Source organism: Sagittula sp. NFXS13 (assembly GCF_040148795.1).
Lineage (GTDB): Bacteria > Pseudomonadota > Alphaproteobacteria > Rhodobacterales > Rhodobacteraceae > Sagittula > Sagittula marina.
This window is the reverse complement of record NZ_JAGEMH010000004.1, coordinates 128,128-154,603: the sequence shown is the minus strand read 5'-3', so window position 1 is coordinate 154,603 and position 26,476 is coordinate 128,128. Positions and strand designations below refer to the sequence as shown.

General features: G+C 61.0%; 24 protein-coding genes. 4 read left to right on the top strand and 20 right to left on the bottom strand.

Annotation, left to right across the window (positions count from 1 at the left end; all coding sequences use genetic code 11):
• Positions 1–29: 29 nt before the first annotated feature.
• Positions 30–1,688 (top strand): GMC family oxidoreductase, encoded by a 1,659-nt coding sequence (locus J4E08_RS11505; RefSeq protein ID WP_349538618.1) that lies wholly within the window; start codon positions 30–32, stop codon positions 1,686–1,688.
• 405 nt (positions 1,689–2,093) lie between these two features.
• Here J4E08_RS11505 and J4E08_RS11500 read toward each other — a convergent pair whose 3' ends face one another.
• The 6 genes from J4E08_RS11500 to J4E08_RS11475 all read right to left on the bottom strand — a co-directional run bounded on the left by J4E08_RS11500 (position 2,094) and on the right by J4E08_RS11475 (position 8,103).
• Positions 2,094–3,512: an aldehyde dehydrogenase family protein gene (locus tag J4E08_RS11500; protein WP_349538617.1), complete on the bottom strand. Its 1,419-nt coding sequence runs from the start codon at positions 3,510–3,512 to the stop codon at positions 2,094–2,096.
• Between the two features lie 103 nt (positions 3,513–3,615).
• Positions 3,616–4,560, bottom strand: coding sequence for a helix-turn-helix domain-containing protein (locus J4E08_RS11495; RefSeq protein WP_349538616.1), 945 nt, complete (start codon positions 4,558–4,560; stop codon positions 3,616–3,618).
• Positions 4,561–5,623: 1,063 nt separating this feature from the next.
• Positions 5,624–6,010 carry a hypothetical protein gene (locus tag J4E08_RS11490; RefSeq protein WP_349538615.1) on the bottom strand — a complete coding sequence of 129 codons (387 nt, stop codon included), beginning with the start codon at positions 6,008–6,010 and terminating at the stop codon, positions 5,624–5,626.
• Between the two features lie 297 nt (positions 6,011–6,307).
• On the bottom strand, positions 6,308–7,156 hold the full coding sequence (locus J4E08_RS11485; protein ID WP_349538614.1) for an aldo/keto reductase: 849 nt from the start codon (positions 7,154–7,156) through the stop codon (positions 6,308–6,310).
• 63 nt (positions 7,157–7,219) lie between these two features.
• Positions 7,220–7,402, bottom strand: a complete 183-nt coding sequence (locus J4E08_RS11480; protein WP_349538613.1) for a hypothetical protein — start codon at positions 7,400–7,402, stop codon at positions 7,220–7,222.
• A gap of 74 nt (positions 7,403–7,476) precedes the next feature.
• A complete protein-coding gene (locus J4E08_RS11475; RefSeq protein WP_349538612.1) occupies positions 7,477–8,103 on the bottom strand; it encodes an SOUL family heme-binding protein in 627 nt (208 codons plus the stop codon).
• A gap of 169 nt (positions 8,104–8,272) precedes the next feature.
• Between J4E08_RS11475 and J4E08_RS24520 the strand changes: the two genes are divergently transcribed.
• Positions 8,273–8,578 (top strand): transposase, encoded by a 306-nt coding sequence (locus tag J4E08_RS24520; protein WP_502949266.1) that lies wholly within the window; start codon positions 8,273–8,275, stop codon positions 8,576–8,578.
• A 209-nt stretch (positions 8,579–8,787) separates the two neighbouring features.
• On the opposite strand, the gene J4E08_RS11465 is transcribed toward J4E08_RS24520, so the two are convergent.
• The 4 genes from J4E08_RS11465 to J4E08_RS11450 form a co-directional block, all read right to left on the bottom strand.
• Positions 8,788–9,372 carry an HNH endonuclease gene (locus J4E08_RS11465; RefSeq protein ID WP_349538611.1) on the bottom strand — a complete coding sequence of 195 codons (585 nt, stop codon included), beginning with the start codon at positions 9,370–9,372 and terminating at the stop codon, positions 8,788–8,790.
• A gap of 182 nt (positions 9,373–9,554) precedes the next feature.
• On the bottom strand, positions 9,555–10,253 hold the full coding sequence (locus J4E08_RS11460) for a hypothetical protein (protein WP_349538610.1): 699 nt from the start codon (positions 10,251–10,253) through the stop codon (positions 9,555–9,557).
• Between the two features lie 121 nt (positions 10,254–10,374).
• Positions 10,375–11,040 carry an alpha/beta hydrolase gene (locus tag J4E08_RS11455; RefSeq protein WP_349538609.1) on the bottom strand — a complete coding sequence of 222 codons (666 nt, stop codon included), beginning with the start codon at positions 11,038–11,040 and terminating at the stop codon, positions 10,375–10,377.
• 86 nt (positions 11,041–11,126) lie between these two features.
• On the bottom strand, positions 11,127–11,759 hold the full coding sequence (locus J4E08_RS11450; protein WP_349538608.1) for a DNA-3-methyladenine glycosylase family protein: 633 nt from the start codon (positions 11,757–11,759) through the stop codon (positions 11,127–11,129).
• A gap of 414 nt (positions 11,760–12,173) precedes the next feature.
• Here J4E08_RS11450 and J4E08_RS11445 point away from each other — a divergent pair, with 414 nt between their 5' ends.
• On the top strand, positions 12,174–13,397 hold the full coding sequence (locus tag J4E08_RS11445) for an MFS transporter (protein ID WP_349538607.1): 1,224 nt from the start codon (positions 12,174–12,176) through the stop codon (positions 13,395–13,397).
• A gap of 32 nt (positions 13,398–13,429) precedes the next feature.
• Here the strand turns inward: J4E08_RS11445 and J4E08_RS11440 are convergent, their stop codons facing one another.
• The 3 genes from J4E08_RS11440 to cysS all read right to left on the bottom strand — a co-directional run bounded on the left by J4E08_RS11440 (position 13,430) and on the right by cysS (position 17,361).
• Positions 13,430–14,209 (bottom strand): squalene/phytoene synthase family protein, encoded by a 780-nt coding sequence (locus J4E08_RS11440; RefSeq protein ID WP_349538606.1) that lies wholly within the window; start codon positions 14,207–14,209, stop codon positions 13,430–13,432.
• A complete protein-coding gene (gene cimA, locus J4E08_RS11435; protein WP_349538605.1) occupies positions 14,206–15,822 on the bottom strand; it encodes a citramalate synthase in 1,617 nt (538 codons plus the stop codon). The genes J4E08_RS11440 and cimA overlap by 4 nt, the downstream gene beginning before the upstream one ends.
• A gap of 111 nt (positions 15,823–15,933) precedes the next feature.
• Positions 15,934–17,361 carry a cysteine--tRNA ligase gene (cysS, locus tag J4E08_RS11430; RefSeq protein WP_349538604.1) on the bottom strand — a complete coding sequence of 476 codons (1,428 nt, stop codon included), beginning with the start codon at positions 17,359–17,361 and terminating at the stop codon, positions 15,934–15,936.
• Between the two features lie 187 nt (positions 17,362–17,548).
• Here cysS and J4E08_RS11425 point away from each other — a divergent pair, with 187 nt between their 5' ends.
• On the top strand, positions 17,549–18,244 hold the full coding sequence (locus J4E08_RS11425; RefSeq protein ID WP_349538603.1) for an alpha/beta fold hydrolase: 696 nt from the start codon (positions 17,549–17,551) through the stop codon (positions 18,242–18,244).
• Between the two features lie 59 nt (positions 18,245–18,303).
• Here the strand turns inward: J4E08_RS11425 and mltG are convergent, their stop codons facing one another.
• The 7 genes from mltG to argE form a co-directional block, all read right to left on the bottom strand.
• Entirely contained in the window at positions 18,304–19,461 is a 1,158-nt protein-coding gene (mltG, locus tag J4E08_RS11420) for an endolytic transglycosylase MltG (protein WP_349538602.1), read from the bottom strand.
• Between the two features lie 99 nt (positions 19,462–19,560).
• Entirely contained in the window at positions 19,561–20,823 is a 1,263-nt protein-coding gene (fabF, locus tag J4E08_RS11415) for a beta-ketoacyl-ACP synthase II (protein ID WP_183967273.1), read from the bottom strand.
• A gap of 194 nt (positions 20,824–21,017) precedes the next feature.
• A complete protein-coding gene (locus tag J4E08_RS11410; RefSeq protein WP_349538601.1) occupies positions 21,018–21,833 on the bottom strand; it encodes a glycosyl transferase in 816 nt (271 codons plus the stop codon).
• 83 nt (positions 21,834–21,916) lie between these two features.
• Positions 21,917–22,615 (bottom strand): SDR family oxidoreductase, encoded by a 699-nt coding sequence (locus J4E08_RS11405; protein WP_349538600.1) that lies wholly within the window; start codon positions 22,613–22,615, stop codon positions 21,917–21,919.
• On the bottom strand, positions 22,615–23,775 hold the full coding sequence (locus tag J4E08_RS11400) for a M20 aminoacylase family protein (RefSeq protein WP_349538599.1): 1,161 nt from the start codon (positions 23,773–23,775) through the stop codon (positions 22,615–22,617). The genes J4E08_RS11405 and J4E08_RS11400 overlap by 1 nt, the downstream gene beginning before the upstream one ends.
• Positions 23,776–23,903: 128 nt before the next feature.
• Positions 23,904–25,244, bottom strand: coding sequence for an NAD(P)/FAD-dependent oxidoreductase (locus J4E08_RS11395; RefSeq protein WP_349538598.1), 1,341 nt, complete (start codon positions 25,242–25,244; stop codon positions 23,904–23,906).
• A complete protein-coding gene (gene argE, locus J4E08_RS11390) occupies positions 25,241–26,401 on the bottom strand; it encodes an acetylornithine deacetylase (protein ID WP_349538597.1) in 1,161 nt (386 codons plus the stop codon). The genes J4E08_RS11395 and argE overlap by 4 nt, the downstream gene beginning before the upstream one ends.
• Positions 26,402–26,476 lie beyond the last annotated feature (75 nt).

Genomic DNA, 26,476 nt, shown 5'->3' with positions numbered 1-26,476 from the left:
CGACCGCTTTAAATCAACGGGAGGACCCCATGATGAAAGACCCTAAGACGCAAAATTTAAACCGCCGCAGCTTTCTGGGGCGTACGGCTGTCGCTTCCGGCGTTCTCAGCCTGGGCGGCGGACTGTGGGGGGCATCGGTGAACCCGGCTGACGCTCAGGAGACGGACCATGACTACGTCATCATCGGCGCAGGCAGCGCCGGCTGCGTGCTGGCCAACCGACTGACCGAGGACGGCGCGCGGGTGCTGTTGCTGGAAGCTGGCGGACCGGATGCGGATGCAATGATTTCGACCCCGATGCGCCTGATCGAGCTTTGGGGGACCGATTTTGACTGGGATTACCAGACCGTGCCCCAGGAAAACGCCGGAAATCGTCAGCTCTACTGGCCGCGGGGCAAGACGCTGGGCGGCTCGTCGTCGTTGAACGGCATGATCTACGTGCGCGGCAATGCTTCGGACTACGATGCCTGGGCCAGCGATTTCGGCTGTGAAGGTTGGGATTACGCATCCGTCCTGCCGTATTTCCGCAAGTCCGAGGATTTTTCGCGCGGGGAAGATGAGTACCACGGTGTCGGCGGCCCGCTGCATGTCACCGCCGATTTCGAGCCGCACCCCATCACGCGCGCCATCGTCGACGCGGCTGTCGAAGCCGGGCACCCGCTGAACGAGGACACCAACGGGGCACAGCAGGACGGCGTGGCATACGTCGATCTGAACACCAAGGACGGGCAGCGCGCCTCTACCGCGGCGGCTTTCCTGCGCCCGGCGCTGGAGCGCGAGAACCTGACGCTGATCACCAACGCCCGCGTACTGGATGTGACGCTGGACGGCAACCGGGCCACCGGCGTGCGCTACTTGCAAGACGGTGAGGAGCGGCAGGTCTCGGCCACGCGCGAGGTCATCGTCTGTGGCGGTGCGATCGAGAGCCCGCGCATCCTGATGATGTCCGGCATCGGTCCACGTGCGCATCTCGAAGAAGTCGGCATCGAGGTCCGTCACGACCTGCCTGGCGTCGGTCAGAACCTCAATGACCACACGCTTTGCCCGGTGATCTACGAAGGCGCGCAGGAGATCCCGGCGCCGTCGGACATGGCGATCACCGTGCTGCATGCGCATCTGTTCATGCGCTCGGACCCGTCCCTGCCCGGGCCGGACATGCAGCCCCTCTTCTTCCATGTGCCCTACTACACGCCCGAGATGGAGCAGCCGACCGGCAATGCCTTCACCCTGAATGCATCAGGGGTGCAGCCGGCCTCGACGGGCGAGATCCGGCTGACGGGTCCGTCGATTGACGATCCGCTGCATATCGACCCCAAGGTGTTGTCGGACAGCCATGACGTCGACATACTCGTGAAGAACATGCGCCAGATGCGCGAGATCGCGCAGCAACCGGCGCTGGCCGAATGGAAAGGACGTGAAATCTACCCGGGCGAACATGTGCAAAGCGACGAGGATCTCGCCGCCTATGCCCGCACTGCGGTGCTGTCCTATCACCACCAAAACGGCACCTGCGCCATGGGCACCGGCGAAACTGCGGTAGTCGACCCCGAGCTGCGCGTACGCGGGCTCCAGGGCCTGCGCGTGGTCGATGCGTCGATCTTCCCAAGCGTTATGGCCGGCAATACGAATGCTCCGGTGATCATGGTCGCCGAAAAGGCAGCGGACATGATCAAGGATGCGCATCGCTGATACCTTTCCGCATCGCGCTATCTGGCCCGCCCTTGCCTTCCAGGGGCGGGCCTTTTCATGCGTCTCTCGAAGCAATCCGTCTAAGTCTCCCGGCACGTGGCTGAAAGAGCGTACTATTTCAGAGTTGGCGCAGCCTGCATATTACGATGAGAAATTTCACGGCGGGCAGAACAATCGGCTTGATCAGTGAATAATGCGGCTCATCACCGACCAGTCGCTGGCGCGAAGGATTTCGGTTATCTTCTGGTATTCCTGACCGGAGAACCCGTCCAGCGGACGTTCGAACGCGGCTCCGTCAAGGAAGGCAAGGGACGCATCCCCCGACGAGAGATGATCGCAACGTTTTACCTACCGGTGAAAGCGCCCGCCGAGGCGGGCGCCATTGGTTGATGTGTACTGTGCGGATCAGGAAAAGATGACTTGAATGTCGGTATATTCCTTCAGGCCTTCCTCGCCAAATTCGACGCCGAACCCGGACTTCTTGACGCCACCAAAAGGCGCATTGGGCTGAATCCCGCCATGGCCGTTGATCCAGACCGTCCCGCATTCCATCCGCTGCGCCACGGCCTTGGCCGCGTCCTTGTCGGATGACCACACAGAACCGCCGAGACCTACGTCCAGCGCGTTGGCCTGCGCCAGGGCGTCTTCGACGTCGGTGTAGCGGATCACGGGCAGCGCGGGGCCGAACTGCTCCTCATATACAAGCGCGTCGTCTGCGCCGAGGCCCGCGATGATGGTCGGAGGGTAGAACAACCCTTCGCCGGGCTCGCCGCCCAACAACACCTGTCCTGTCTCTTTGGCAGCAGCCACCAGTCGCGCGACCTTGTCGAACTGCGCCTTGTTCTGAACCGGGCCGAGAACACTGTCTTCAAGCGTGCCCTCGCCGACCTTGATGTTGCTGGCATAGGCAACCAGCGCCTCGCAGACGGCATCATGAATGTCATCGTGAACGTATAGACGCTTCATCGCGGCGCATGTCTGGCCATTGTTGATGAAGGCGCCCCAGAAAAGGCCCTCGGCAATGGCCTGCGGGTCGGCGTCGGGCAGAACGATGCCGGCGTCGTTGCCGCCCATCTCCAGCGTCAGGCGCTTCATGGTCTCAGCGCCCGATTGCATGACCTTCTGGCCGGTGCCGCAGGACCCGGTGAAAACGATCTTGGCGATATCTTCGTGAGAGGACATCGCAGCGCCCATGTTAAAGGCCCCGTCTGCCGCGCTGACCGAGTTGACCAGACCAGCAGGCAGGACCTCGTTCATCAGTTCCACCAGCCGCAGCGATGCCAGTGGCGTCATCGGAGACGGTTTGCTGACCACGGTGTTACCGCTGCGCAATGCGGGCAGGATGTGCCAGACGGCGATCATCACCGGGAAATTCCACGGCGTGATCGACCCCACGACGCCCAGCGGCTTGCGGTACATCTCGACTTTGCCTTCGTTCGTGTCCTGAAGAACCTTCATCGGCAAGGACAACGCGGCTGTATACCGCGCCCAGGCGACGGCTCCGCCAATTTCCCAACGCGACCCCAGACCGCCCAGGGGTTTGCCCTGTTCAAGGGTGATCAGCTGGGCAAGCTCTTCGGCGTGGGTCTCGATATGATCGGCAACAGCGTTGCAAGCCGCGGCGCGATCTTCGTCCGACGTGGCCGCCCAAGCGGGGAATGCTGCCTTGGCCGCAGAGACGGCGCGGTCCAGCTCGTCCTGGCCCGCATCTGGCGCATAGCCTGCGACATTACCAGTGCCCGGATTTTGAACCTCGAAGCGGCTGATCGTCTCAACCCGCTCTCCGTTTGCGATCAGTCCAATGGTCTCGATCGTGTCCTTCATGATGTCCTCCGTCATCGCATTCCGGCAAAAGGCCGAAACTTATCCTCGACACGAAGGCTATGGTGGCAAAGAAAGCTGATCTTGGGCGAAGACGACAGACCTGTTAGCCGATCACGCCAGCATTGCCGGACACGGCAGCAACAGCGCCCGGCGTTGTTCCGTAACGCTGCCGGAAGGCACGGTAGAAATGCGACAGATCGTTGAACCCGCACCGGTAGGCACAGTCAGCGACTGCACCATCCCTGCAGCGCCCGCCGGACAGTTCCGAATGGGCCCGCGCCAGCCTTAGGTGCAACAGACGTTGGCCGGGGGTTTCACCCAGAGGCTCGAAATAGCGCTGCAGACTGCGCAGGGAAACGCGCAATTCCGACGCCAGCTTGCTTGGGCCGAAGTCAGGATCGCGAAAATGTCGTGCCATCAAGTGCAACGCCTGTTCGACGATTTGCCCGCGCGCGTCAGGCAATTGGGTGTGACGCTGGTGAAGATAGGCACCCAGAAGCCCGTAGAACGCTTCGCTCAGGTGCGTCCCTGCGCCGGGCGGGCACTGCGTCATTTTGCACAGCACGGCCCTGAGCGCGACCCAAAGGGGATCGGTGCGATCAACTGCAACGCCGCCTTCGCAGATGCTGCCAAATCGCCCGATCATCTCGTCTCGGGGCAGGTGCACAGAGATCTGATGCGACAGTTTTCCGTCATAGATAAATTGGGAAGGTCGGGTTGCATCCACGAGAAACATGTCGCCCGGCCGCAGCAAGGTTGCGGCCCCGTTCTGATGCACGACGCATTCGCCGACATCCTGCACCAGCATGTACAGGTATTCCGCTGGATCGCGACGGATGCAAGTGCGCGTCCGGTTTACATGCTGCGCATCGAGCGACACGAGCGCCGCGTCGAAACCACCCATTTTTTGGCTCCGGGCCAATCCATGCGATGGGCCCTCGCGGTGAGCAGGCTCTATCTCGAAAGAGCCGCAAATCTCATTTATGTCCTGGCGCAGAACTTCAATGGGAATTTCATCGGTCGTGATATGGCTGAGTTCCTGCGTCATTTGTCCTCCCCGGTTCCGCCCGATCTAGCGACTGAAAGCATCGGACGGCCTCCCAACGTGGGAAACCATAGCCATAGATTTCGACCAAGTCGATGTCCTCGGCAATCATTGCTGTGCCCTCGTAAAGGATTGATTTTCGACGGTCATCGTGACAACCGGATCCAGTGCAAGCCACTGGTGTGAAGACATGCGCGACGGGTTCTATGCTATGCAGTCGGACAAATTTAGCGTCACAGAACCGGACGGGTGAGGCCCGCGGTTGCCAGCAGTGCCGTCGCCTGCCCTGCCCCGCTTTAAGCACCTTGCGCCTGCCCGCACTCAACGTTTTGGGCATGTCCAGATCCGCCGCCCCGACCTGATCTCGCCTTGGCTTCACCGGAAACTGCATAACCAACTGTTCCACGTCTTGTGACAGCGACAAACTTCGCGGTCTCAGCTGGAGGGAGCAAGTATCCAAGCTCCTTCCCTTGGCAAGGACGCCACACGGGCGCCGATTGAAGGCTTCCACTGCCTGAGAACTTTGCCAGCGCCAGGCAGTTGGACGCTTTGCGCAAGCCGGCTGCCGTTCGTGCCTACGGACTGCGCCCATCAAGGACGCGTCCCAGCCGTTTTTCCGTTCGCCGCAGCGCAGCGGGCCAAGACGCTCGACTGGATAGGCGACGCTGGCGAAATGACGCGCACCAGAGGTCGCAGGCCGTTGCCAGGAAAAGAGAAGCGATCTTTGCCGCGTCACAAAAGATGATCCATTCATGTTCACGCCGGTACCGAGCCGCATGCTCACGGCTTTTGATACCGCATAAAGGACGAAATACGGCCAAGTGAAAGGTCACACGCAAAGCCGAGACGCTGCCGCCTTCGCAGATTGGTCCGTGCTCCCGGTTCGTCAGAGCAGCACCAGTCAAATTGATTGCGATGCAGAGCTCATTGCCAGGGGGCCTGCGGTCATCCGGTCAGACAAAAGAGCGGACATCATGATTGAGCGGGAAAGCTCAACACGTCGCGAAATTCGGCTTGCGCGAGGCTGTGACGGATGATCCGCACCGGTGAAGCGTGCTCTGGAACTTTATAAGCTGCGGAAGACATCGGGCCAACCGACAGCACCTGGTGGAGGCTCAGCAATTCGCCAAACTTCGGTTCCGTCAAATCCTTTGTCGTCACTGCGATATTTAAGGGTGAAGTCCGTATCAACGCCGGGGTCATCGGTGTCGATGGAAATACCAATGCGACGCGTCGGTATCGACCAACCTCCATCGACAACGAGAAGCAAAACATTGGACAAATGTCTGCTCCAACTCTTGAACGACGTTTCTGCTCCTTTTGAGTTTTTGGACTGTTCCCAGCTTCGGCCGGTGAAACCCAAATGGAATGCAAAGCGATGCCTGCATATCATTGTGCTCGTGACGACATGTAGAAAAAAGCTCTCGATCTTCTGGCCAGCACATTGCGCCATGGCTGACTAATCTCTTGTGGGCTTTTGGACCGAGTTTTCCCAAGCGGCCTTTTTGAAAATTTGTTTCCCTTGCGGATGAAATTTCAGGACGATCTGAAACTCAACCCCCAGAGCGAGTGCTTTCGCGCGCCAAAAACGTTACGCTTCAGGCACCGCGAAGATCGCGTCCGCCTCAAGTGAAAGATGTTCCGTTCAAATGAGGGTCTGGCAAGACGGCGATCAACAAAGGATTCGCCTCGGACGCAGCTAAAATGCGCAGTCCACGTCATCCTTGGTGTGCTAGGCAAGCCGCCCCGATCAGCGAACCTCCAGCGCCACAGGCTGCGGCGGACGCGGGGCCAGTTCATCGATCCGATCGAGCGTTGACGGGGAAAGTTGCACTTGGACAGCAGCGGCCAGATCGTCGAGATGCTCGATCCTGCTAGACTTGGGGATGGGCACCGCCAGACCGCGTGTCATATGCCAGGCAAGGATAAGCTGCGCCACCGTGAGGTTTTCGTCACGGGCGAGATCGGCAATGCCGGGGATCGCCTTGGTGGGGCCGATTTCCAGCGGGGAAGAGGCCACGGCCGTAATGTCGTGCTCTGCCATAAATGGGAAAAGATCCAGTTCCACACCGCGATGGGGCAAATTGTGCATCACCTGATTGAGGCTGACGAGGTCGCCCTGCCCCGCATCAATGATCTGCCGCAGCCCTTCAGTGTCGAAATTGCTGATCCCGAAGGCGCCGATCTTGCCTTGATCCAGCAGGATGCGCGCGCCCTCCAACGTTTCCTCGAACGGCACCGATCCGGGCCAGTGCAGCAAATAAAGATCAATGTAATCGGTTTGCAATCGCTTCAGCGACTGTTCGCAGGCGGTGACCATGCCGTTTTTCTCTGCGTTCCACGGATACACCTTGGAGGTCAGGAACAGCCCGTCCCGGTCCCGCTCAGAAAAAGCTTGGCCCAAGATGCGTTCGGCGCCGCCATCGCCATACATCTCGGCGGTGTCGAAATGCGCGAAGCCGAGGTCGCGGGCGTGGCGCAGGGCGGCAATTTCGCTCTCGGCGGACTCTGGTCTCTCACCCATGTGCCAGGTTCCGATGCCGATCTTGGGCATGTTCACCTTATCAGTGTTCCTCAATAACACGGTGTCGATATCCATGGCGGTCCCTTTCAGATATGTTTGGGTGTCAACGCGTGGCGCCTCGTCTCAGTTCGGTCATTTTCACATCTCACGCTTCGTTGCGGCACCGTTGATCGGCAGGTATGCGACACGATGCGCCAGCGAGTTGGTCTTGCCCGACCGGGCCCCTGCGATCACCAGAGGCGGCGGAAAGGTGTCATCACCGACGCCAAATTCAACGGCGACGGAGTGGTTGCCGTTCAGCGTGTCGAGATATCCTGCCACTGCCCCGATAAAATTTGCGGATCTATTCCACAGGTTAATCGGAAGAAGATAGGAACAGCAATGTTTCGGCGGCGCTATTTCGCGTCGATCGGGATCAGAACCTCGTTGCGGCGCAACGGCGGCAGCGTCCACGGCGGATTGTAGCCCGCGACGTCCGCCGAGCCCTGAGCGGTCAGGTTTTTGCGCGCCATCCAGTCGCGCAGACGGGTTTCCTCAGCTGTAGCGTTCCGAGCCATAAACCCGGAATATTGCACGACCGCCACCCGGCGCGGCCCTATGGTGTCGAGGGTGACGGCGGAATCAGTCGGTGCGGGGGCGGCCTCCAGTGTCATGTTATCGGGCAGCACAAAAAGCATCTCGCGCGCACCCTCGCCGCTCTGCAGGACCGGCGCGGTCATGGCGATTTTCGATCCGTCCGAGTTGTCAGTGTTCAGAACGGGGGCGGTCATCGCTATGTCCCTGCCTCCGGTGTTGGCACCCGAGATGTAGTTGAACAGACGGCTGAACGCCGCGCGCGAGCCGTCGGCCATCGCGGTTTTAGCAACGACCAGTTCGCCGTAATCCCGCACCTCGAACGGCGGCTCGGACAGGATCACGGTGTAGTCAGGTTCCGGTGCCGCCGCACTGCCAAAAACTGAACAGGCCGTGACGGACAGCGAACTGGCGATGCCAGTGATCGCTCGGGTCGCGCGTGAAAACATCCTTGTGTCCTCCTCATCCAATGGTTCGCATTTCACCAGCCTCAGCCAGATATATGTCCTGCTCGAGTTGAACGAACCATAGCCCTGTCTACAAAAGGATTCACAGTCTCGATTAGGCATGAGGCAAGCTAGTATCTAGGATAAAGACCGTGTTTGCCGAGACCTTGCGTTGGAGGGAGAACGGACGTTCTTTCAGCGGTTCATCCTGGCAATCCGCGCCCCGAACGAGCGCAGACCTACCAATCACCGCCTTGTTCCTGATGTTATTTTCTGGTTTCCGTGGACGGGTGCCCCGTGGCGCTCCCTACCCGGGAAGTTCCGCAAAAGGTCAAACGTTTACTTGCAGTTCCGGCGTAGGACACGGGCGCGGATCTGGTCATGGCTGAAAACCTGGCCGAAGCGAGCGTCCCTTTTGCAAATCAGGGGGATGGCGCGGACCGAATTCCCCGCTCCATGGACAAGCGCAACGTGCTGATCCAGATAGCGATGCGGAAATCTCGCAAGCTACGCGTGAGCGCACTCTATCGCCTTCGAAAATCTGGTCGAGCGCTGCTGCAACAAGGTCAAGAACGCCCTTCGTATCGCCCCACGCTCGGAAGTCGCCGCGATATTCCCCGGCCTCATCGGCATCACGTCCATCCGCCTATAGGCGCGCCATGTGTCAACGTCCGCCAGAGCGAATAGCTACGCGTCCAGTTCGGCATCCCAATACAGAAAGTCCATCCAGCTTTCGTGCAAGTGGTTTGGAGGAAAACGGCGGCCCATATTCAGCAGCTCCCCTGCTGTGGGCTGGCGGGGAACCTTTCGCAGGCTCAGGCCGGATTGGCGCAGGCTGCGCGACCCCTTGCGCAGGTTGCACGGCGCACAAGCCGCCACGACGTTTTCCCAACTGGTGATGCCGCCACGCGCGCGTGGGATCACGTGGTCAAAGGTCAGCTCTGTCTTGGTGCCACAGTATTGGCAGAGGAATTCGTCCCTCAAAAATAAATTAAAGCGCGTGAAGGCCACGCGCTTTTGAGGTTTTACGAAATCTTTGAGGACCACGACACTGGGTATTCGGATCTCCATACTTGGGCTCCGGACCACTTCGTCGTACTCTGCGACGATGTCGACGCGGTCGAGAAACTTGGCCTTCACCGCCTCCTGCCACGTCCATAGACTGAGGGGGTAATAAGAAAGCGGCCGGTAGTCCGCATTCAACACCAGAGCGGGGTGATGTCTTAGCGCCCCCGGCTCCCGCACAAAATTGGTTCTGAAATTGCCATCCATGACTGGACTCGTCCCTTGCTCCGACTGCTTATCATTCAAGCACCAGAGCGAGACGGCCCGCCCCAGCTATATCAGTCACTATATCTCGCATTTGGCTTCCGGCAAGCCCCACAAGATGAAGTGGCTGTACAGATGTGTAGAGCGCCTATGTAATGCGCATGTGACAGGATGTGCCCTGCGGTTCACTCGCTGGTGGCCTCTGGTGATACCGGTTCTGGTGTGACCGCGGACTCTGGCTCTGTGTCGATTGCTTCGGGTGAGGCGGCATCCTCTTCGGGCGCAACATAGGCCACCGGGCCAAGGCTGTCGTTAATGCCCCAGCCGCGCACCTTCATCACGCCATCCGCGACGTAGAGGCTTTTGATCGGATAAACGGTTTCGCCTTCGGGGCTGCCCAGCACCATAACCGGACCGGAATTGGTGTTGCGCGTCCAGACCAGAGGATCGTTGGAGGCGATGTCCTCTACGATGGAACGCACGGCGTCTGGTTCCGTGACACGATCCACTTTGAAATAGCACAGCCCCTCATAACTGCCCGCCGCGCCAAAAGTGATCGCCCCCACGATCAACGTCACCGGTGCTGTGATCACCGCAATGGCAGTTGCGCCAAGGCCGCTCGCGCCGGCCGCTGCGCTGGAGGCCGCGCCAGAGCCTGCTACAGATGAAACCAGCGAAATACTCTTCTCTGGGTGCATCAACGCATAATGACCGATGGTCTTTGCCCCGCTCTTGGCGACGGTCCCGACTCCTCCGACCACCGGAGCGGCCTTGTCCTTGGCAGATGCGGCCAGACGGGAGGGTTTGTAGTCACAGGCCCCGGCCTGTGCGGTCCCCGCCGCAAGCAGCCCCGTCATCAAAGCGGCCGAAAGAATATGTCGCATGCTTTGCCTCCATTGCCCGGCTCTGCGGCCAGTGGTTCGAGCACAGGTTGAGGGGCTGCGGGACTGCTGACAAGCGCACGTCTGCGTGAAGGCCGCGCTTGCGCGACCTTCCGCCAAAAAATCAAAAGCCGCATTTGTCCCGGATGAAGGCCAGCGCCACCGACAGACCATCAGGAGCGATGCCATGCGCGGTGCCCTTCATCACGTGACCAAAGACCTCCTTGAAGCCCGCCGCTTGCAGCCCTTCCGCGGCCTCCGGCAAGGACTGCACCGGCACCACGTCATCCTGATCGCCATGCAGCAGCAGGACCGGCGGTTTGCTTTGTACGTCATCGGCCAGCAATTCCGGGTTCAACAAACGGCCTGAGAAACCGACAATTCCTGCCAGCTCGTCCTCTCGGCGCGGGCCCACGTACAGCGACATCATCGTCCCTTGACTGAACCCGAACAGGCAGACCTGTTCAGGCAAAAGATCCTCGTCCACCATCAGCGCATCAAGAAAAGCGTTCAGATCGTCGATGGCCCGTGACATGCCGGCCATGCTCTCTTCCTCGGAAGAACCATCGATCCAGGGAATCGGAAACCACTGAAAGCCCATCGGCGCGCCAGCGCAGTTTTCAGGGGCATCGGGCGCCAAAAACAACGTGTCTGGCAGGTGTTCCCCGAGCGGATCGGCCAGCCCCAAAAGGTCTGCCCCATTCGCACCATAGCCATGCAAAAATACCACGCAGGAGCGCGTCTCCCCCGAAACCGGTTCCTTGCGCTGCGTGTTCAATACCCGTGTCATCTCGGTCTCCTTGCAGGTTTTGCGCCTCTCCGGCGCTTTGCATCAGCGATACCGTTCTGCGCGCCGCTCTGCGAGGGCAAATCCCGTCAGGCCAGCCCTTCGCGCTTTTTCGCCACGTGATAATAGGCAAACAGCAAACGTGCCGCCACTGATCTCCATGGCGACCAATCCTGCGCCATCTGGCGTAAGGCGCGTTCGTTAGGCCGGCTGTCGAGCTGGAACAACATGCGCGCGGCTTCCTGCAACGCCAGATCACCCGGAGCGAAAACATCCGCGCGGCCAAGGCTGAACATGGCATAGATTTCTGCCGTCCAGACGCCAATTCCCTTAACGGCGACCAATGTCTTTACCACCTCATCGTCGTTCATGTGACGCAAGGCATCAAAATCGATCCCGGCCCCGGCCAGCGCCAAAGCATAGGACGCTTTCTGCCGCGACAGACCCAGCGCGCGCAGATCGTCCTCGCCAACGGCGGCAACGGCCTCTGGTGACACCATGCCCGCCGCGTCCAACCGCGCCCAGATCGCACGGGCAGAGGCCACGCTGACCTGTTGGCTGACAATCGCGCTCAGAAGATGCGCGAACCCATCTGGCCTGCGCCGCAAGGGCAGCGGCCCGGTTTCCTCCAACGCTCTAGCAAAACGCGGTTCACGCGCCGCGAGCCAGGCCGCCCCTTCCGCCACGCAAGCATCGCTTTCAATGATCCGTCCAACTATCATGTGCTCTCATCACCCTGCGCGGGCCCTGCCGTCAAGCCACCCCAATCGCTGCCTTCACGCCTTATGCACCATCCGCAGTGAGCAATTTGATCGCTGCCAGATCGAAGTTGAACCTGAGACCGACTTTTGGGCCAGCCCTCCCCTGAAGCCGCTTAAAGGTGCGCCAGCTTTCGATGGGTCTGTTTCCGAAAATGATGCCCTCACGTGTCTTTCAGAGAAAGGCGGCATGGGGCGGCCTAGTGGCGGGGAATTCTGGCATCCGCATACTCGCGGAAAAGCAGCCCGGAAATGCGCAGTCAAAAGCCTCTCAGCAAACATTCGGACTTGCCAATCACACTCTGACACCTTGTCGGATTGTACCCGAAACACATTCGCCCCTTGTGATATCCCCTGCCCGCTCCTACCACTTTGGCCATGACTGACCAGACCGTCCAAATCGACTCCCGCGCGCGCCGAAACGTGTTTGTCCTTGTGCTGGCACAGGCCATCCTTGGTGCGCAGATGCCTATGATTTTCACGATCGGGGGGCTCGCTGGTCAAAGTCTCGCACCCAATCCCTGTTTTGCGACCATACCGATTTCGCTGATCGTTCTGGGGTCGATGCTGGCCGCAACGCCTGTCTCTGCGATGATGCAGAAATATGGACGTCGTACAGGCTTTGCGCTTGGTGCAGCCGCGGGAGCATTGGGCGGGGCCATCGGCGCCTACGGCCTGTTCACGGCCTCCTTTCCGATTTTCATGTTGGGGTCTTTGGTCACGGGCGTCTACATGTCCGCGCAAGGGTTCTACCGCTTCGCCGCCGCCGATACGGCCTCTGACGCGTTCCGGCCCAAGGCGATTTCCTACGTCATGGCGGGCGGTCTGGCCGCGGCGATCATCGGTCCGCAGTTGGTAAAATTTACCGCAGACGCCTATGTCATCCCCTTCCTCGGGACATACGCCGCAGTCATCGCCATTAACTTGGTCGGCGCGCTTCTGTTCCTGTTCCTCGACATTCCAAAACCTCCTGTCCCTGCCGAAGATGCTCCCGTGGGGCGTTCCCGGATGGAATTGCTTAAAACACCGCGCATCGCCGTGGCCGTGATCGTCGCCGCCGTTTCTTATGCACTGATGAACCTGGTCATGACCTCAACCCCGCTTGCTGTTGTCGGCTGTGGGTATCAGACGAACGACGCCGCAAATGTTGTGACAGCACATGTGTTGGCGATGTTTGCGCCAAGCTTTTTCACCGGCCACCTGATCGCCCGCTTCGGCGTCGAACGCATCATGGGGCTGGGGCTGCTCATCTTGGCAAGCGCAGGCGCCGTCGGTTTGTCTGGCGTTGACCTCAACCAATTTTTCGTGACGCTGGTGCTGCTGGGACTAGGCTGGAATTTCGGTTTCATCGGGGCCACCTCCATGCTTGCAGGGGCACATGAACCGCATGAACGTGGCAGGATGCAGGGCCTTAACGACCTGATTGTCTTTGGTGGGGTGACGTTTGCATCGCTGGCCTCTGGCGGGCTGATGAACTGCTCGGGCGGCTCACCTGTGCAAGGCTGGACGATGGTCAACCTCGCCATGGCGCCCTTCCTGGTGCTTGCGGGCGGAGCGCTGATCTGGCTCTGGCTCCGACCCAAGGACGACGCGACGGCCTGATCGGGCCGAGCGTTTGCCGTTCAGAAATTCGATCAGAAGCCGCCCAAGAAACCTGTTTTGAGCCGCATCAATCGGACAGTCGCTTCCGAGGGCATCAAGGCTCCGGCCTTCACGCGGGCCGGGTCGGCCTTTGCCCGGCGCAGCACGGTTTCAGCCAAAGCTCCGGGCAAAAACGCCACGCGGGCCGATTTGGGCACCGCGGCGCGGGCCTGACGTGCGACGCGGATTTCCTGCAGCCCACGCTCCGCCAAACGCTGCACCGCCTCGGGCCGCCCATCCGGCAATGGCAGCTTGGCCTTGGCCTCCAGCTCCGGGACGGCTTTCAGGTATTGCATCAGGCCAACCGCGGTTCCCAAACTGTGCGCTGCGCGCCCGTCCCGGTCGCCCAGGCATCTTGCGGCCACCTGCATCAGCCCGCCACCGGTGGACTGCAAGTAACGCCATAGCGCGTCCTCGTCATCGAAGGGAGCTTTTTCTATGTCCAGCCGCCGCGCCTCGATCAACCTGTCGAGCACGACGCACCCTTCGGCATCCAGAACCTGCGCCAGCGGCACGACAACCTCGTGCCGTCGCACCGCTCCGCCGGTGGCGATCTCGTCCAGCGCATCGCGCCACCACTGCAAGCGCATTTCGGCGATCATCGGCTCCGCAGTGACCCATGGCGCGCGGGCAACTTCGGCGTTGAAAGCATAGAGCGGAAACAGCACGGCGCGCGCCGCCACCGGCGCCGCCATGGCAGAGGCGAACCGTTCAGGATCGGTCCGCTCCACCTGCGCCGCGCAATTCCAGAGATCAGAGCCCTGCTCGATCATGTTGCCCCCGCGCGGACCAGCTTCCATCGCACCGCATCCAGCAGCGCCTCAAACGAAGCGTCAACTATGTTGGCGGACACGCCCACGGTCGCCCATCGTCGCCCCGTGGAATCCTCACTGTCGATGATCACCCGCGTGACCGCCTCAGTCCCGCCTTGCGTGATGCGGACCTTGAAATCCACCAATCGCATATCGTCGATGATATCCTGAAAGCGGCCCAGATCCTTGGCCAAGGCTTTCGACAGCGCGTTTACAGGTCCACGGTCATTGCCCTCCTCATCCATGGACTCAGAGACAGACAGCTTCTTTTCACCGTCGATCTTGATCACCACCACCGCCTCGGAGAGGCTGACCATGCGGTCGTACTTGTTCTTTCGCCGTTCGACGGAGACGCGATAGCGCTTAACCTCGAAATACTCCGGCAGCACGCCCAATTCCTCCCGCGCCAACAACTCGAAGGATGCCTGAGCCGTGTCGTAGGAGTAGCCTTCGGATTCGCGTGTCTTGACCCGTTCAAGGATCCGGGACAATGCCGGATCGCCCGGTTCCACCTCGATCCCGGCCTCTACCAGACGACGGCGCAGGTTCGACTGGCCAGCCTGATTGGACATGGGGATCACGCGCCGATTGCCGACAACGCCGGGATCGATGTGTTCATATGTCGAAGGGTCTTTAAGGATCGCGCTGGCGTGCAAACCAGCCTTATGGGCAAAGGCCGAAGCGCCAACGTAAGCCACCTGTTTGAACGGCACCCGGTTCAATACGTCATCCAACATGCGCGAGACGCGCGTCAGACCCTCCAGCGCGTCCATGGAGACGCCCGTATCGAAACGGCTGGCGTAGGGTTCCTTCAACAGCAACGTCGGAATAATGGCCGTCAGATTGGCATTGCCGCAGCGCTCGCCCAAGCCGTTCAACGTGCCCTGGATCTGTCGCGCGCCCGCGTCCACGGCGGCGAGACTGCCCGCCACAGCCATTTCCGTGTCATTGTGCGTATGAATGCCCAAATGGTCACCCGGCACCCCTTTTTCGATGACTTCGGCCACGATCTGACCGATTTCATGCGGCAACGTCCCACCGTTGGTATCACAAAGCACGATCCATCGCGCGCCAGCCTCCAGCGCAGCCTTGCAACATGCGACGGCATAATCTGGATTGGCCTTGTACCCGTCAAAGAAATGCTCAGCATCGAAAAGCGCTTCCCGACCGGAGGCGACCAGATGCGCGACTGACGCGTGAATATTCTTCACGTTTTCGTCCAGTGTGATCCCCAGTGCCTTGGTCACATGAAAATCATGACTCTTGCCGACAAGGCAGACCGCCGGCGTCCCTGCGTTCATCACGGCGGCAAGAACATCGTCATTCTCCGCCGAACGACCCGCGCGTTTGGTCATGCCAAAGGCCGTCATGGTTGCACGCGTGGTACCCACCTCATGAAAGAAGGCGGAATCCGTCGGGTTCGCACCGGGCCAACCGCCTTCGATATAGTCAACACCGAGCACATCAAGCGCCTCGGCGATGCGCAGTTTTTCTGCCGTGGAAAATTGCACACCCTGCGTTTGCTGCCCATCGCGCAGCGTGGTGTCATACAGATAAAGCTTCTCACGCCCCATCATAATCCTCCTTGAAACCAGCCGCGCACCGCACCTGCTTCTTTGCGTTCCAAATAGCTCCGGGGGTGTGAGGGCTGACCCCACATGCGACGGCACCCGCTTCGAGACACATCAGATCTGCTCCAACTTCGCCGCGTCAAAGCCCGGACCGGGCACCAGTTCCACCCCGGCCTTGGACATACGCACCTCGACGCCCGCCGCGATCAGCGCTTGTTTCATCGCATCGACGCCGGAGAAGTCCTTAGTTTTCATCGCTTCTTCGCGCGCGGTCACCATGCGGGCGGTATAGGAAGAAAGGTCGATGATCGGTCCATCCATCCAGCCGCCAAAATCTTCTTCCAGTAGACCAAGCAATCGCGCACTCGCGAGAAACTCGGCTTCAACCACTTCTGCGCTTTGTGTGAGCGGTGCGGTCTGGTCATGTTGGTGGTATTGCACATGTTTCAATGTCTTGGCCATTTGCCTGAGATTGGTGATCGCCCAAGACGTATTGAGGTCATCGGCCACGGCTGCCGTGACCAAATCTTTGTCCGGCTGGGATGGCGCGACACCCGTCAACAGGCCCCGCCACTCGCGCAACGTCTTCTCCGCGTCCCGCGCCTTCTCCGCAGTCCAGTCCATTGGCTTACGGTAATGCATCGACAGCATGACAAAGCGGATCACCTCTCCCGGAACGCCCTGCTCCAGCAAATCGCGAACGGTAAAGAAGTTGCCCAGCGACTTGGACATCTTCTTTCCTTCGACCTGCAACATCTCGTTGTGCAGCCACACCTGAGCCATCTGGTCGGTGCCATTGGCGCAGCAGCTTTGCGCGATCTCGTTTTCGTGGTGTGGGAACAGCAGGTCATTGCCGCCGCCGTGGATGTCAAAGACATCTCCCAGCAGCGCCTTGGACATCGCCGAGCATTCGATATGCCACCCGGGCCGCCCACGGCCCCAAGGCGACTCCCAACCCGGCACATCAGGATCAGACGGTTTCCATAGTACGAAATCCATCGGATTGCGCTTATAGGGCGCCACCTCGACCCGCGCGCCCGCAATCATGTCATCCACGGAGCGACCAGACAGACGCCCATAGCCGCCCTTCCACGAGTCCACTGCAAACAGCACGTGGCCTTCGGCGGCGTAAGCGTGGTCCCTTGCGATAAGCTCTTCGATCATGGCGACCATCTCACCGATATAAGCCGTGGCGCGCGGCATGTGATCCGGCTCCAGCACGCCCACAGCGCCCATATCGTCGAGATACCATTGCGTTGTTTCCGCGGTGATTTCTCCGATCGAGCGACCAGCCTCTGCAGCCCGCGCGTTGATCTTGTCGTCAACGTCGGTGAAGTTGCGCACGTAGGTCACATGGTCTGCGCCATAGTGATGCCGCAGCAGCCGCGCCAGCACGTCAAAGACGATAGCAGGCCGCGCATTGCCCAGATGCGCGCGGTCATAGACCGTCGGCCCACAAACGTACATGCGCACATTTTGCGGATCGAGCGGGGCAAAGACCTCCTTGCTGCGGGTCTTTGAATTGGTCAGTCTGATGTCCATGCGAAAGTCCTCGGGCGATGGGCTCGCGGCGGGCTTAGCAACTTCATCTCTGAGAGGGAATAGGAGACCGGCCCACCGACAATGTCAGCGAGTAATGCAGCAGAAAATGATGGCTACGGTGGTCATGGCGAAGCACTTAGCACGGACGCTGTGCAAAGCCCAGCCCTATCAAACAGGAGCACGCTAAATGACACCGATCTATCTGCACGGCCTGCCCGGAAGCGCCGCGGACCAAGCCCTTCCCGGATGGAAGATCGAGACATTGGTTCGAGACGCCCGAAGTTTTGCGCAATTGGCGTTGCGCCTGCCCGATGGTCCGCTGCATTTGGTCGGGTTTTCGCTTGGTGCGCCTTGCGCTCTTAGGCTTGCGGCATTGGTGCCAAAGAAGATCGCACGGCTGACGCTGATCTCTGCCGCAGCGCCTTTGGAGCTCGGAGATTTTCTTCCACACATGGCGGGGGCGTCGGTTCTCCGCATGGCGCGCAGTCACGCTCAGCTGTCGGCGCTGACAACGGCGCAAAGCACGCTCGCCCGCGTTTCGCCTGCCTTGTTCATGAAATTGCTCACACGGGATGCTGATCCAGCCGATCGCGCGCTGTTCTCAGATGCTTCGACCCGAGGCGTCGTGACACAGGCAATCACCGAGGGGCTCACCACCCACCGCTCGATCTATCTGAGAGAGCTGGCCGCTTATGTACAGCCGTGGGCCGGGCACCTGCCTTATATCCGTTGTCGGGTCGATCTGCACCATGGGACCGAAGACCGCTGGGCGCCCTGTGCCATGTCCGAAGCATTGGCAGAACATCTTTCGCACGCCACGCTACATCGGCACGACGGCCTTGGTCACTACAGCACCCTAGCCGCCTGCGAAGATCTTTTGTGAGGTCCGGGTCGGCGGGCGGGCGATCTGGCTTTGCCAGGAGTCCCGTTCCGCCGATCTCATCAATTATCCCGGTTTGCCTCTAACGCGCGGTAGGCCGCCACGTTCCGATTGTGCTCGTCCAACGTCTCCGCAAACAGGTGCCCGTCCGAAGGGTCCAGCGTTGCCGCGACAAAGTAGACGAAGTCCGTATCTTCAGGATCCAGCGCCGCCTGAATGGATGCCCGGCCCGGATTGGCAATGGGGGTCGGCGGCAAACCAGCGATGACATAGGTGTTCCACGGTGTTTCCGCGCGCAATTCAGACTGCCGCAGGCCACGGCCCAGCACGCCTTTGCCCTCGGTCACGCCATAGATCACCGTCGGGTCGGTTTGCAGCCGCATGCCCTTTTCCAAACGATTGGTAAAGACCGAGGCCACAACGCCGCGCTCCTCGGCGTTGCCGGTTTCCTTTTCAATGATGGAGGCAAGGATCAGCGCGTCTTCCGGTGTTTCCAGCGGCAAACCCTCTGCACGGTTGGACCAAGCCTCTGCCAGTATGACCTCCTGCGCGTTTTGCATCCGCTCAATCACGTTGGCGCGGGTGTCGCCCGGCCCGATCTCGTAGCTGTCTGGGGCGAGACTGCCCTCTTGGGGCACCTCGACAGTCCCCTCGAGGATGTCGATCTGCCCCAACTCCTGCACAACCTGCCAGCTCGTTACACCTTCGGCCAGTGCCACACGGTAGCGGGTGTCACCCGCGTCCCGAACGTCGGTGTATTCAGCGGGGGCCGTTTCCTCGGAGGGGTTGAACTGCGCCATTGTCTCATACCGTCCGGTCTCGGGGTCGATCTGACGCACCTGAACCGTCGCCTGCGCGATACCGATGCGATACACAACCTCGGTGCCGCAGGTGGACGCACCGCCGCGGGTGATCACGTCGGTGATCTCCACCATCGAGGCCTTCTCCGGTATCAGATATGACCCGGCTTTCAGCTCTTGAGACTTCTCCGTGTAGTCCGCGCCAACGCGGAACATCATGGCGCTTTTGATCGCGCCCTGATCGGCAAGATTTTCAGATACGCGGCTGAAGTTGGAGCCACGCGGCACCTCCAGACAGATCGGCGCGTCCAAAGGCCCTTGCGCCGCGTATTCGCCGCGCGCCCACAAGAGAATTCCACCAAAAAGAAAAAGCGCGACGACCAGAAGGGTCAACGCGTTGGAGGCGATACTGCGCCACATGATCCAATGCCCTTTTCACTGCGGCCCCGGATCTGCGCCCGATGCCCTCTGCCGAAGCCTCCCGGCGGCACATGTATCGCGCCGCCGGACCTGTCGATGTCAGTCGACCTTGCCGAAGATCACACTGGCATTTGTGCCACCGAAACCAAAGCTGTTCGACAGCGCATAGGCAATCTCCCGCTCTCGCTTCGCGTTGGGGGCCAGATCAATCGGGGTCGCGACAGCCTGATTGTCAAGGTTGATGGTCGGGGGCGCCACCTGATCGCGGATCGCAAGGATGGAAAAGATCGCCTCGATCGCACCCGCGGCGCCCAGCAGGTGGCCCGTCATGGATTTGGTCGACGACATGGTGACCTTGGACGCCGCATCGCCCAGCATGCGCTCGACCGCGCCCAGTTCGATGGTGTCGGCCATGGTCGAGGTGCCGTGCGCGTTGATGTAATCCAGCTGCGACGGCTGCAACCCTGCGTCACGCAACGCGGCCTTCATCGACCGCTCGCCACCTTCGCCGCTCTCGGACGGGGCGGTGATGTGGTAGGCGTCGCCGGTCAGACCGTAGCCGCAGACTTCGGCGTAGATCTTTGCGCCGCGCGCCTTGGCATGTTCGTATTCTTCCAGCACCACCACGCCCGCGCCTTCGCCCATGACGAAACCGTCACGGTCCGCGTCGTAGGGACGCGATGCCGCCTTGGGATCATCCTTGCGTTTGGTGGACAGCGCCTTGCACGCGTTGAAACCCGCAATGCCGATCTCGCAGATCGCGCCCTCGGCGCCGCCAGCCAGCATCACATCCGCATCGCCGTATTTGATCAGCCGCGCCGCATCGCCAATGGCATGCGCCCCGGTGGAACAAGCGGTGACGACCGCGTGGTTTGGGCCTTTGAACCCGTGGCGGATCGAGACATTGCCCGAAATCAGGTTGATCAGCGCACCGGGAATGAAGAACGGCGACACACGGCGCGGACCCTTTTCCTTGATCAGCACAGCCGTGTCGGCGATGGAGGCCAGACCACCGATGCCGGACCCGATCAGCACGCCTGTGCGCTCAAGGTCTTCATCCTCGGTCGGGGCCCAGCCGGAATCCTTCACCGCCTGTTCAGCGGCAGCGATGCCGAACTGGATGAAGGTGTCGACCTTGCGGGCTTCCTTCTTGTCCATCCAGTCATCGATGTTGAACGTGCCATCGGTGCCATCGCCAAACGGCACCTCGCAGGCGTAATCCGTCGCCAGATGGCTGGCATCCCAGCGCGAGATCGTGCCCGCTCCGGACTGGCCGTCCAGCAGACGGCTCCATGTTTCCTCGACTCCGCAGGCCAGCGGCGTGACCAATCCCAGTCCGGTAACGACAACGCGACGTGTCATGACGCTGCTCTCCTCTAACTATCGCGCGGGTCTCTTAGCGTGGTTAGCCCCGCCGGGGCAAGCAGATGACACGCTGCACCTGCATTGTGAGCCGGGGAGCTGCAGCCTCGGCCGTGCCACGCCTTCCCCCGGAGGCTCTGTCTCAGCAAAGACGCCAGAGCGTGGTCGGCTTTGGCGTTCAGCAGCCTGGAGTGTCAGGCCCAATCATCGCCCAGATCGGCGCGCGAGCGGTCGATCCAGTGGTCCTGAAGCCAGCCGCAGGGTTTGGAGTGGCGGATCAGCGACCCGTTCCACCCTTCGACCGCATCGGGCATCTTGGGACGCCCGTGAAAGCAGACCACCCGCGCATCCGCTGGCAAATGCGGCGGGCGCAGCCAGTTGCCAGGGAACGGGTTGCAATCGTATTTGAATGACACCACCCACTGCTCCGGGATATAGGTGAAACAGTCGTTTTCCATCGCCTTGTGCGAGGTGTACCGCTGTTCCGAGCCGCGCGCGTTCTCAACCACCTTGTAGGTATCGGCGGCGAGGTCATCATAGAGGAATCCGTGCTGCGAGGGGTCGAAGCGGAAGACGGAACCGTGGCCCGTCGGGCGGCCTTTGCGTTTTTCCACCCAGTCGTGACGCATTGCAATCGCGCCCGGCGCAAGGTCGTGGATGTCGTCGAGGTTGCCAGTGATCACCACATCCAGATCAAATCCCAGCACGGGCCCTTTCAGATCGGGCACCAGATCGCGGCGAAAGAGCGAGGTCTTGCGCATGGCCCCCTGGCGATTGGCGACCTTCAGCGCGGCGGCCATGGGCTCGGCATAGGGTTCGACTGGCAGATCCAGAACTTCGATCTCGGGGTGCAGGCCCTCGTCGTGTTCGGTCATGCAGAAGAACCGGATGGGCCGTGACATGTTGCGGCGCACACCGGAATAGAGGCGGTTCACATACTCGGGGCCAAACAGAGTGCCCCATTTGATGCACATGATATTGACGGCTTGAGAGGTCTGGATCTGAGTCATGGGCGCTCTCTAACGCTCCGCGCCCGGTATCGCCAGTGTCAAAGCTGTTTTCGGTCTATCCCTGTCCATAGCGATGCGCGTCCCTATTCGGCATAGATCATCTTGCGCGTCATACCGCCATCCACCGTCAGCACCTGCCCTGTGGTGAAACCCGCCTGCGCCAGATAAAGCACCGCCTCCGCCACGTCCTCGACCCGGCCCGCGCGGCCCACGGGATGCTGCGCGTGATCTTCTTCCGTGAGCTCTTGGACGCCGCCTGTCACGATCCAACCCGGCGCGATGGCATTTACACGCACCTCCGGCCCCAGTGAGACAGACAGCGCCTGCGTCAGCCCCTCGATCCCGCCCTTGGAGGCGCAATAGGCTTCTGTGTGGGGCTCGGCCATGTGCGCGCGGGTGGACGACATATTGACCACCGCCCCTTTCGCCCGTCTGAGGTGTGGAACCGCGGAGCGCACCATCAGAAACGCCCCGGTCAGGTTCACGCTGATCCAGCGGTTCCAACTGTCGAGCGACAGATCCTGCACCGGACCGCTTTCAGGCCCCGCCACCCCAGCATTGTTCACCAGCAGATCCAGCCCCGGAGACAAGGTTCGGGCGCATTCCTCGAACACCGCCGCAACGGAGGCCTCGTCAGAGACGTCACATTTGATCTGCGTGCCGGCGCAATTGTCCTCGAACGACAGATCCAGTGCCAGAACCTCCCAACCCTCGGCCACAAGCCGGTCGCAAATGCCGCGCCCAATCCCGCGCGCGGCCCCTGTCACCATCGCGATGGGCATCAGTTCAACGGCATCCGACGCTCGACAATCTCTGCCCACCATGAGCAGCCGGCCGGGATGGCATCATCGTTGAAATTGTACTCCGGGTGATGCACCGGGGCGGTGTCGCCATTGCCCACGAGGATGTACGCGCCGGGACGTTCTTCGAGCATGAAGGCAAAGTCCTCTCCCCCCATGACCAAGGGTGCATCAGCGCATTCGCCCGCCACCGCGCGCGCCACATCGGCGGCAAATTCAGTCTGTTCGTCGTGGTTCACCATGACCGGGTAATTGCGCTTGTAATGGACATCGACAGTTGCCCCCATGGCCGCTGCAACGCCATTCGCGATCTCCACTATGCGCTGTTCCGCCATGTCACGGTTTTCCGGCGACAAGGTCCGCACGGTGCCCATCATATGCACCGATGAAGGGATCACGTTGAAGGAGTGTGAAGAGGTCTCGAATGAGCAGATCGACACGACAATCTGGCTGACCGGATCGGCATTTCGGCTGGCGATGGTTTGCAAAGCCGTCAGGATCTGAGCCGCGCAGACGGTGGGATCAACCGTTTCATGTGGCTTGGCAGCATGGCCGCCCTTTCCCGTCACGGTGATCTCAAGGTGATCAGCCGCCGCAAAAAACGCACCAGGACGAATGGCGAAGGATCCCAAGGGCTGGCCGGGCCAGTTGTGCATGCCGTAGACCTCTTGCACGCCAAACCGTTCCATCAGGCCGTCGTCGCACATTTCCTTGCCACCGCCGCCGCCCTCTTCGGCGGGCTGGAAGATCACGACAACAGTGCCGTCGAAGTTGCGCGTCTCGGCCAGATACCGCGCCGCCCCGAGCAACATGGCCGTGTGGCCATCGTGGCCGCAGGCGTGCATCGCACCGGCGGTTTTTGACGCATAGTCGACGCCGGTCGCCTCGGTAATCGGCAGCGCGTCCATGTCCGCACGCAATCCGATAACCTTGTTGCTGGAGCCATTGCCCTTGATCACGCCCACCACGCCGGTGCGGCCAATGCCGGTCACAACCTCGTCACAGCCGAAGGCGCTGAGCTTTTCCGCCACAAGCGCGCTTGTGCGATGTGTCTCGAAGAGAATTTCGGGGTTCTCGTGAATGTCCCGGCGCCACCGCGTGATCTCGTCCTGCATCTCGGCAAAGCGATTCTTGACAGGCATGTTTGTCTCCTATGGATGTGTCGTCTGGGCCGCACCGCCCGTTTCGTCAAAGCGTAGACGGATGGATACGGAGTGCAAGCATTCACCGCCGGGTTTTGGATCAAACGGAAAAGGCAGCGGGGCGGCGGTCAGATATTCGGCCCGGGAACCATGGGGGAGCCATCGCTGAACCGGCTGAGGCGAAAACGGTCGAGGTCGGCGTCCGGGTCGCGGCCCATCGCAATGTCCGCAGTGATGCGGCCAAAGCCCGGCCCGATACCAAAACCATGACCGCACATGCCTGTGCAGACAACCAGACCAGGCAGCGCGTCGACCTGATCGACCACCGGCACCACATCCGGCAAGACGTCGATCATTCCGCCCCAGATGCGCGCCGAGCGCAGCGGGCCAAGCTGCGGATAGAGCATTTCAAAACGTTCCAGAGTGGCGGCAGCCATTTTCATATTCGGACCGGGATCGAGGATGCGACAGCGTTCAAACGGGCTCTGTTCACTCGCGGTCCAGTGGCGCGGGGTGCGGAACGCGTCCGGCATATTTTCGGTCTGAGGGCCGCGCGGCCAGACGTCGAAGGACGCCTCCAGCGCAAGTTTCAGATAGGTGGGCAGATGGCGCAGCGTGTCCGGCCCAGTGTACAGTTCGGCAAAGCCTGCGGGTGCCAGCGTGTAACCGCCATCGGCGCGTCGGCGAAAAGCAATGTCAGCATCCACCCCCGCGGGAACGCCCAGATCGGCGACCGGGGTCGTCGCCAGCGCAGTAGAGCGCACCGAGAGCTGCGGGATCGACACGCCGTGGCGGCGCAGGAACAGCGAGGACCAGGCACCGCCCGCCAGCACCACGCGCTCGCACCGCACGCGGCCGGCCTCGGTCACGACGCCCGCCACGTGACCAGCGCGCATGTCCAGCCCGCGCACCGCGCATTTCTCGCGGATCATAACCCCTTCGGACGCCGCAAGTCGGGCCAGTTCCGGCACAGCCACCCACGGTTCACCCTTCATATCCGTTGGCGTGTGCAGCGCCCCCTGCCATCCTGCGTGGGGGTATTGCATCAGTCGAGCGGCCGCCTTGCGCTCCAGCAGTTCGGAGGACACGCCGCGCGGCTTGGCCTCTTGCAGCCATTCCTCGTAAGCGGCCATATCGGCGTCAGTCTCGGCGAGGTATGTCACGCCGACCGTTTCGACACCCAGACGCCCATGACACTGAGCATCCAGATCACGCCATTGATCCTGTGCCCGCAGCGCAATCGGGATTTCCGCCATGTCGCGGCCCTGCACCCTGATCCAGCCCCAGTTGCGCGAGGATTGCTCTGCCGCCACGCGACCCTTTTCAAGCAGCAGGACGGACGCCCCACCGCGGGCAGCGTACAGGGCTGTACACACGCCGATGACGCCGCCCCCGATGACCACCAAGTCAACCGCGTGCGGCAAATCGGCGGCGTGCTCGCCTCCGGCAAGTATCAAAGGGAACCTCATGACACCTCCGCGACAAGACGCGTCATGAAGGTCTGTCCTTCTGCGAATTGTGTCAGCGATAGGTACTCGTTGGGTTGATGCGCCACCTCGATGGACCCCGGGCCGCAGACCGCGACCTTGTAGCCGGCGGTCTGGAAGTGGCTGGCTTCAGTTGCGTAGCTGACGAAATTGTCCGAGTTGTCGCCGGTCAGCCGGCGGGCCAGCACCTCTGCCCCGTTGTCGGCTTCGGGAGCGAACGGTGGCAGTCTGAACCGTTCCGTCACCTCGATCCACGCCTCTTCACGTACTGCTTTCATCTTACCTGTTAGATCATTGATTTCCCACCGAAGAGCCGCATCATATTGTTGCAGGGTTTCCCCCGGCACAATGCGGAATCCGAGGCCGAACTCGCAGTCCTTGGCGGTGATATTATGCGCCGTGCCACCGCTGATCGGCCCGACGTGGACGTTGGTATAAGGTGGGTTGAACTGCTCCGCGATGCCCTCAGGCATCCTTGCAGCGGCGGCATCGTTCATGGCGTTGGCCCATTCGATCAACTTTGCGCCCCACATGATGGCGGACACGCCTGTGTGCAGCAGAGAGCTATGCACCTCGAAGCCGTGCACATGCACCCAATACGACAGGCCACCCTTGTGACCGGTGACCACTTTCATCATCGTCGGTTCGCCCACGATCACGTCAGAGGCGCGCGGCAGGTCGGTCATGGCCGTGATCAGGTCGACAACGCCGGTGCAGCCGATTTCCTCGTCATAGGACAGCGCCAATTGCAGCGGACGACGTACACCCGCGTACTGCGCCTCCACCAATGCCCAGATGGCCAGCGCGTCAAAGCCTTTCATATCGCAGGTCCCACGCCCGTAAAGCCGCCCGTCGCGTTCGGTCAGGGTAAAAGGGTCCGTGTCCCATGTTTGTCCGTCTACCGGCACCACGTCCGTGTGACCCGACAGCACCACGCCGCCGTCGACCTCTGGCCCCACATGGGCAAAGAGGGCCTTCCACTCCGGTGCACCGGGCTTTTCAACCACATGCGCCGTAATCCCGTGTTCGGCCAGATAGCCCGCCACCCAGTCGATCAGCATTCCATTCGGGTCGCGGCTAACCGTAGGAAAGCTGACCAGCTTTTCCAGTATCGCGCGCGGGCTAAGCCGTTCCGTCATAGTCGTCTCTCTTTTCGTTTTTCAGGCCTGCAGCGCGCCAAAATACTGCTGCATCATGCAGATTCCACAAGCGTT

Excerpts from the sequence above, each read along its gene's own strand:
- fabF (WP_183967273.1), bottom strand. The coding sequence starts at position 20,823 with ATGACACGTCGCGTTGTCGTTACCGGACTGGGATTGGTCACGCCGCTG.
- J4E08_RS11410 (WP_349538601.1), bottom strand. The coding sequence starts at position 21,833 with ATGACTCAGATCCAGACCTCTCAAGCCGTCAATATCATGTGCATCAAA.
- J4E08_RS11465 (WP_349538611.1), bottom strand. The coding sequence starts at position 9,372 with ATGGATGGCAATTTCAGAACCAATTTTGTGCGGGAGCCGGGGGCGCTA.
- J4E08_RS11495 (WP_349538616.1), bottom strand. The coding sequence starts at position 4,560 with ATGACGCAGGAACTCAGCCATATCACGACCGATGAAATTCCCATTGAA.
- J4E08_RS11500 (WP_349538617.1), bottom strand. The coding sequence starts at position 3,512 with ATGAAGGACACGATCGAGACCATTGGACTGATCGCAAACGGAGAGCGG.
- J4E08_RS11485 (WP_349538614.1), bottom strand. The coding sequence starts at position 7,156 with ATGGATATCGACACCGTGTTATTGAGGAACACTGATAAGGTGAACATG.
- J4E08_RS11425 (WP_349538603.1), top strand. The coding sequence starts at position 17,549 with ATGACACCGATCTATCTGCACGGCCTGCCCGGAAGCGCCGCGGACCAA.
- J4E08_RS11405 (WP_349538600.1), bottom strand. The coding sequence starts at position 22,615 with ATGCCCATCGCGATGGTGACAGGGGCCGCGCGCGGGATTGGGCGCGGC.
- mltG (WP_349538602.1), bottom strand. The coding sequence starts at position 19,461 with ATGTGGCGCAGTATCGCCTCCAACGCGTTGACCCTTCTGGTCGTCGCG.
- cimA (WP_349538605.1), bottom strand. The coding sequence starts at position 15,822 with ATGGGGCGTGAGAAGCTTTATCTGTATGACACCACGCTGCGCGATGGG.
- J4E08_RS11450 (WP_349538608.1), bottom strand. The coding sequence starts at position 11,759 with ATGATAGTTGGACGGATCATTGAAAGCGATGCTTGCGTGGCGGAAGGG.
- cysS (WP_349538604.1), bottom strand. The coding sequence starts at position 17,361 with ATGGACATCAGACTGACCAATTCAAAGACCCGCAGCAAGGAGGTCTTT.
- J4E08_RS11445 (WP_349538607.1), top strand. The coding sequence starts at position 12,174 with ATGACTGACCAGACCGTCCAAATCGACTCCCGCGCGCGCCGAAACGTG.
- J4E08_RS11505 (WP_349538618.1), top strand. The coding sequence starts at position 30 with ATGATGAAAGACCCTAAGACGCAAAATTTAAACCGCCGCAGCTTTCTG.
- J4E08_RS11400 (WP_349538599.1), bottom strand. The coding sequence starts at position 23,775 with ATGCCTGTCAAGAATCGCTTTGCCGAGATGCAGGACGAGATCACGCGG.
- J4E08_RS11395 (WP_349538598.1), bottom strand. The coding sequence starts at position 25,244 with ATGAGGTTCCCTTTGATACTTGCCGGAGGCGAGCACGCCGCCGATTTG.
- J4E08_RS11475 (WP_349538612.1), bottom strand. The coding sequence starts at position 8,103 with ATGTTTTCACGCGCGACCCGAGCGATCACTGGCATCGCCAGTTCGCTG.
- J4E08_RS11440 (WP_349538606.1), bottom strand. The coding sequence starts at position 14,209 with ATGATCGAGCAGGGCTCTGATCTCTGGAATTGCGCGGCGCAGGTGGAG.
- J4E08_RS11460 (WP_349538610.1), bottom strand. The coding sequence starts at position 10,253 with ATGCGACATATTCTTTCGGCCGCTTTGATGACGGGGCTGCTTGCGGCG.
- argE (WP_349538597.1), bottom strand. The coding sequence starts at position 26,401 with ATGACGGAACGGCTTAGCCCGCGCGCGATACTGGAAAAGCTGGTCAGC.
- J4E08_RS11490 (WP_349538615.1), bottom strand. The coding sequence starts at position 6,010 with ATGGCGCAATGTGCTGGCCAGAAGATCGAGAGCTTTTTTCTACATGTC.
- J4E08_RS11455 (WP_349538609.1), bottom strand. The coding sequence starts at position 11,040 with ATGACACGGGTATTGAACACGCAGCGCAAGGAACCGGTTTCGGGGGAG.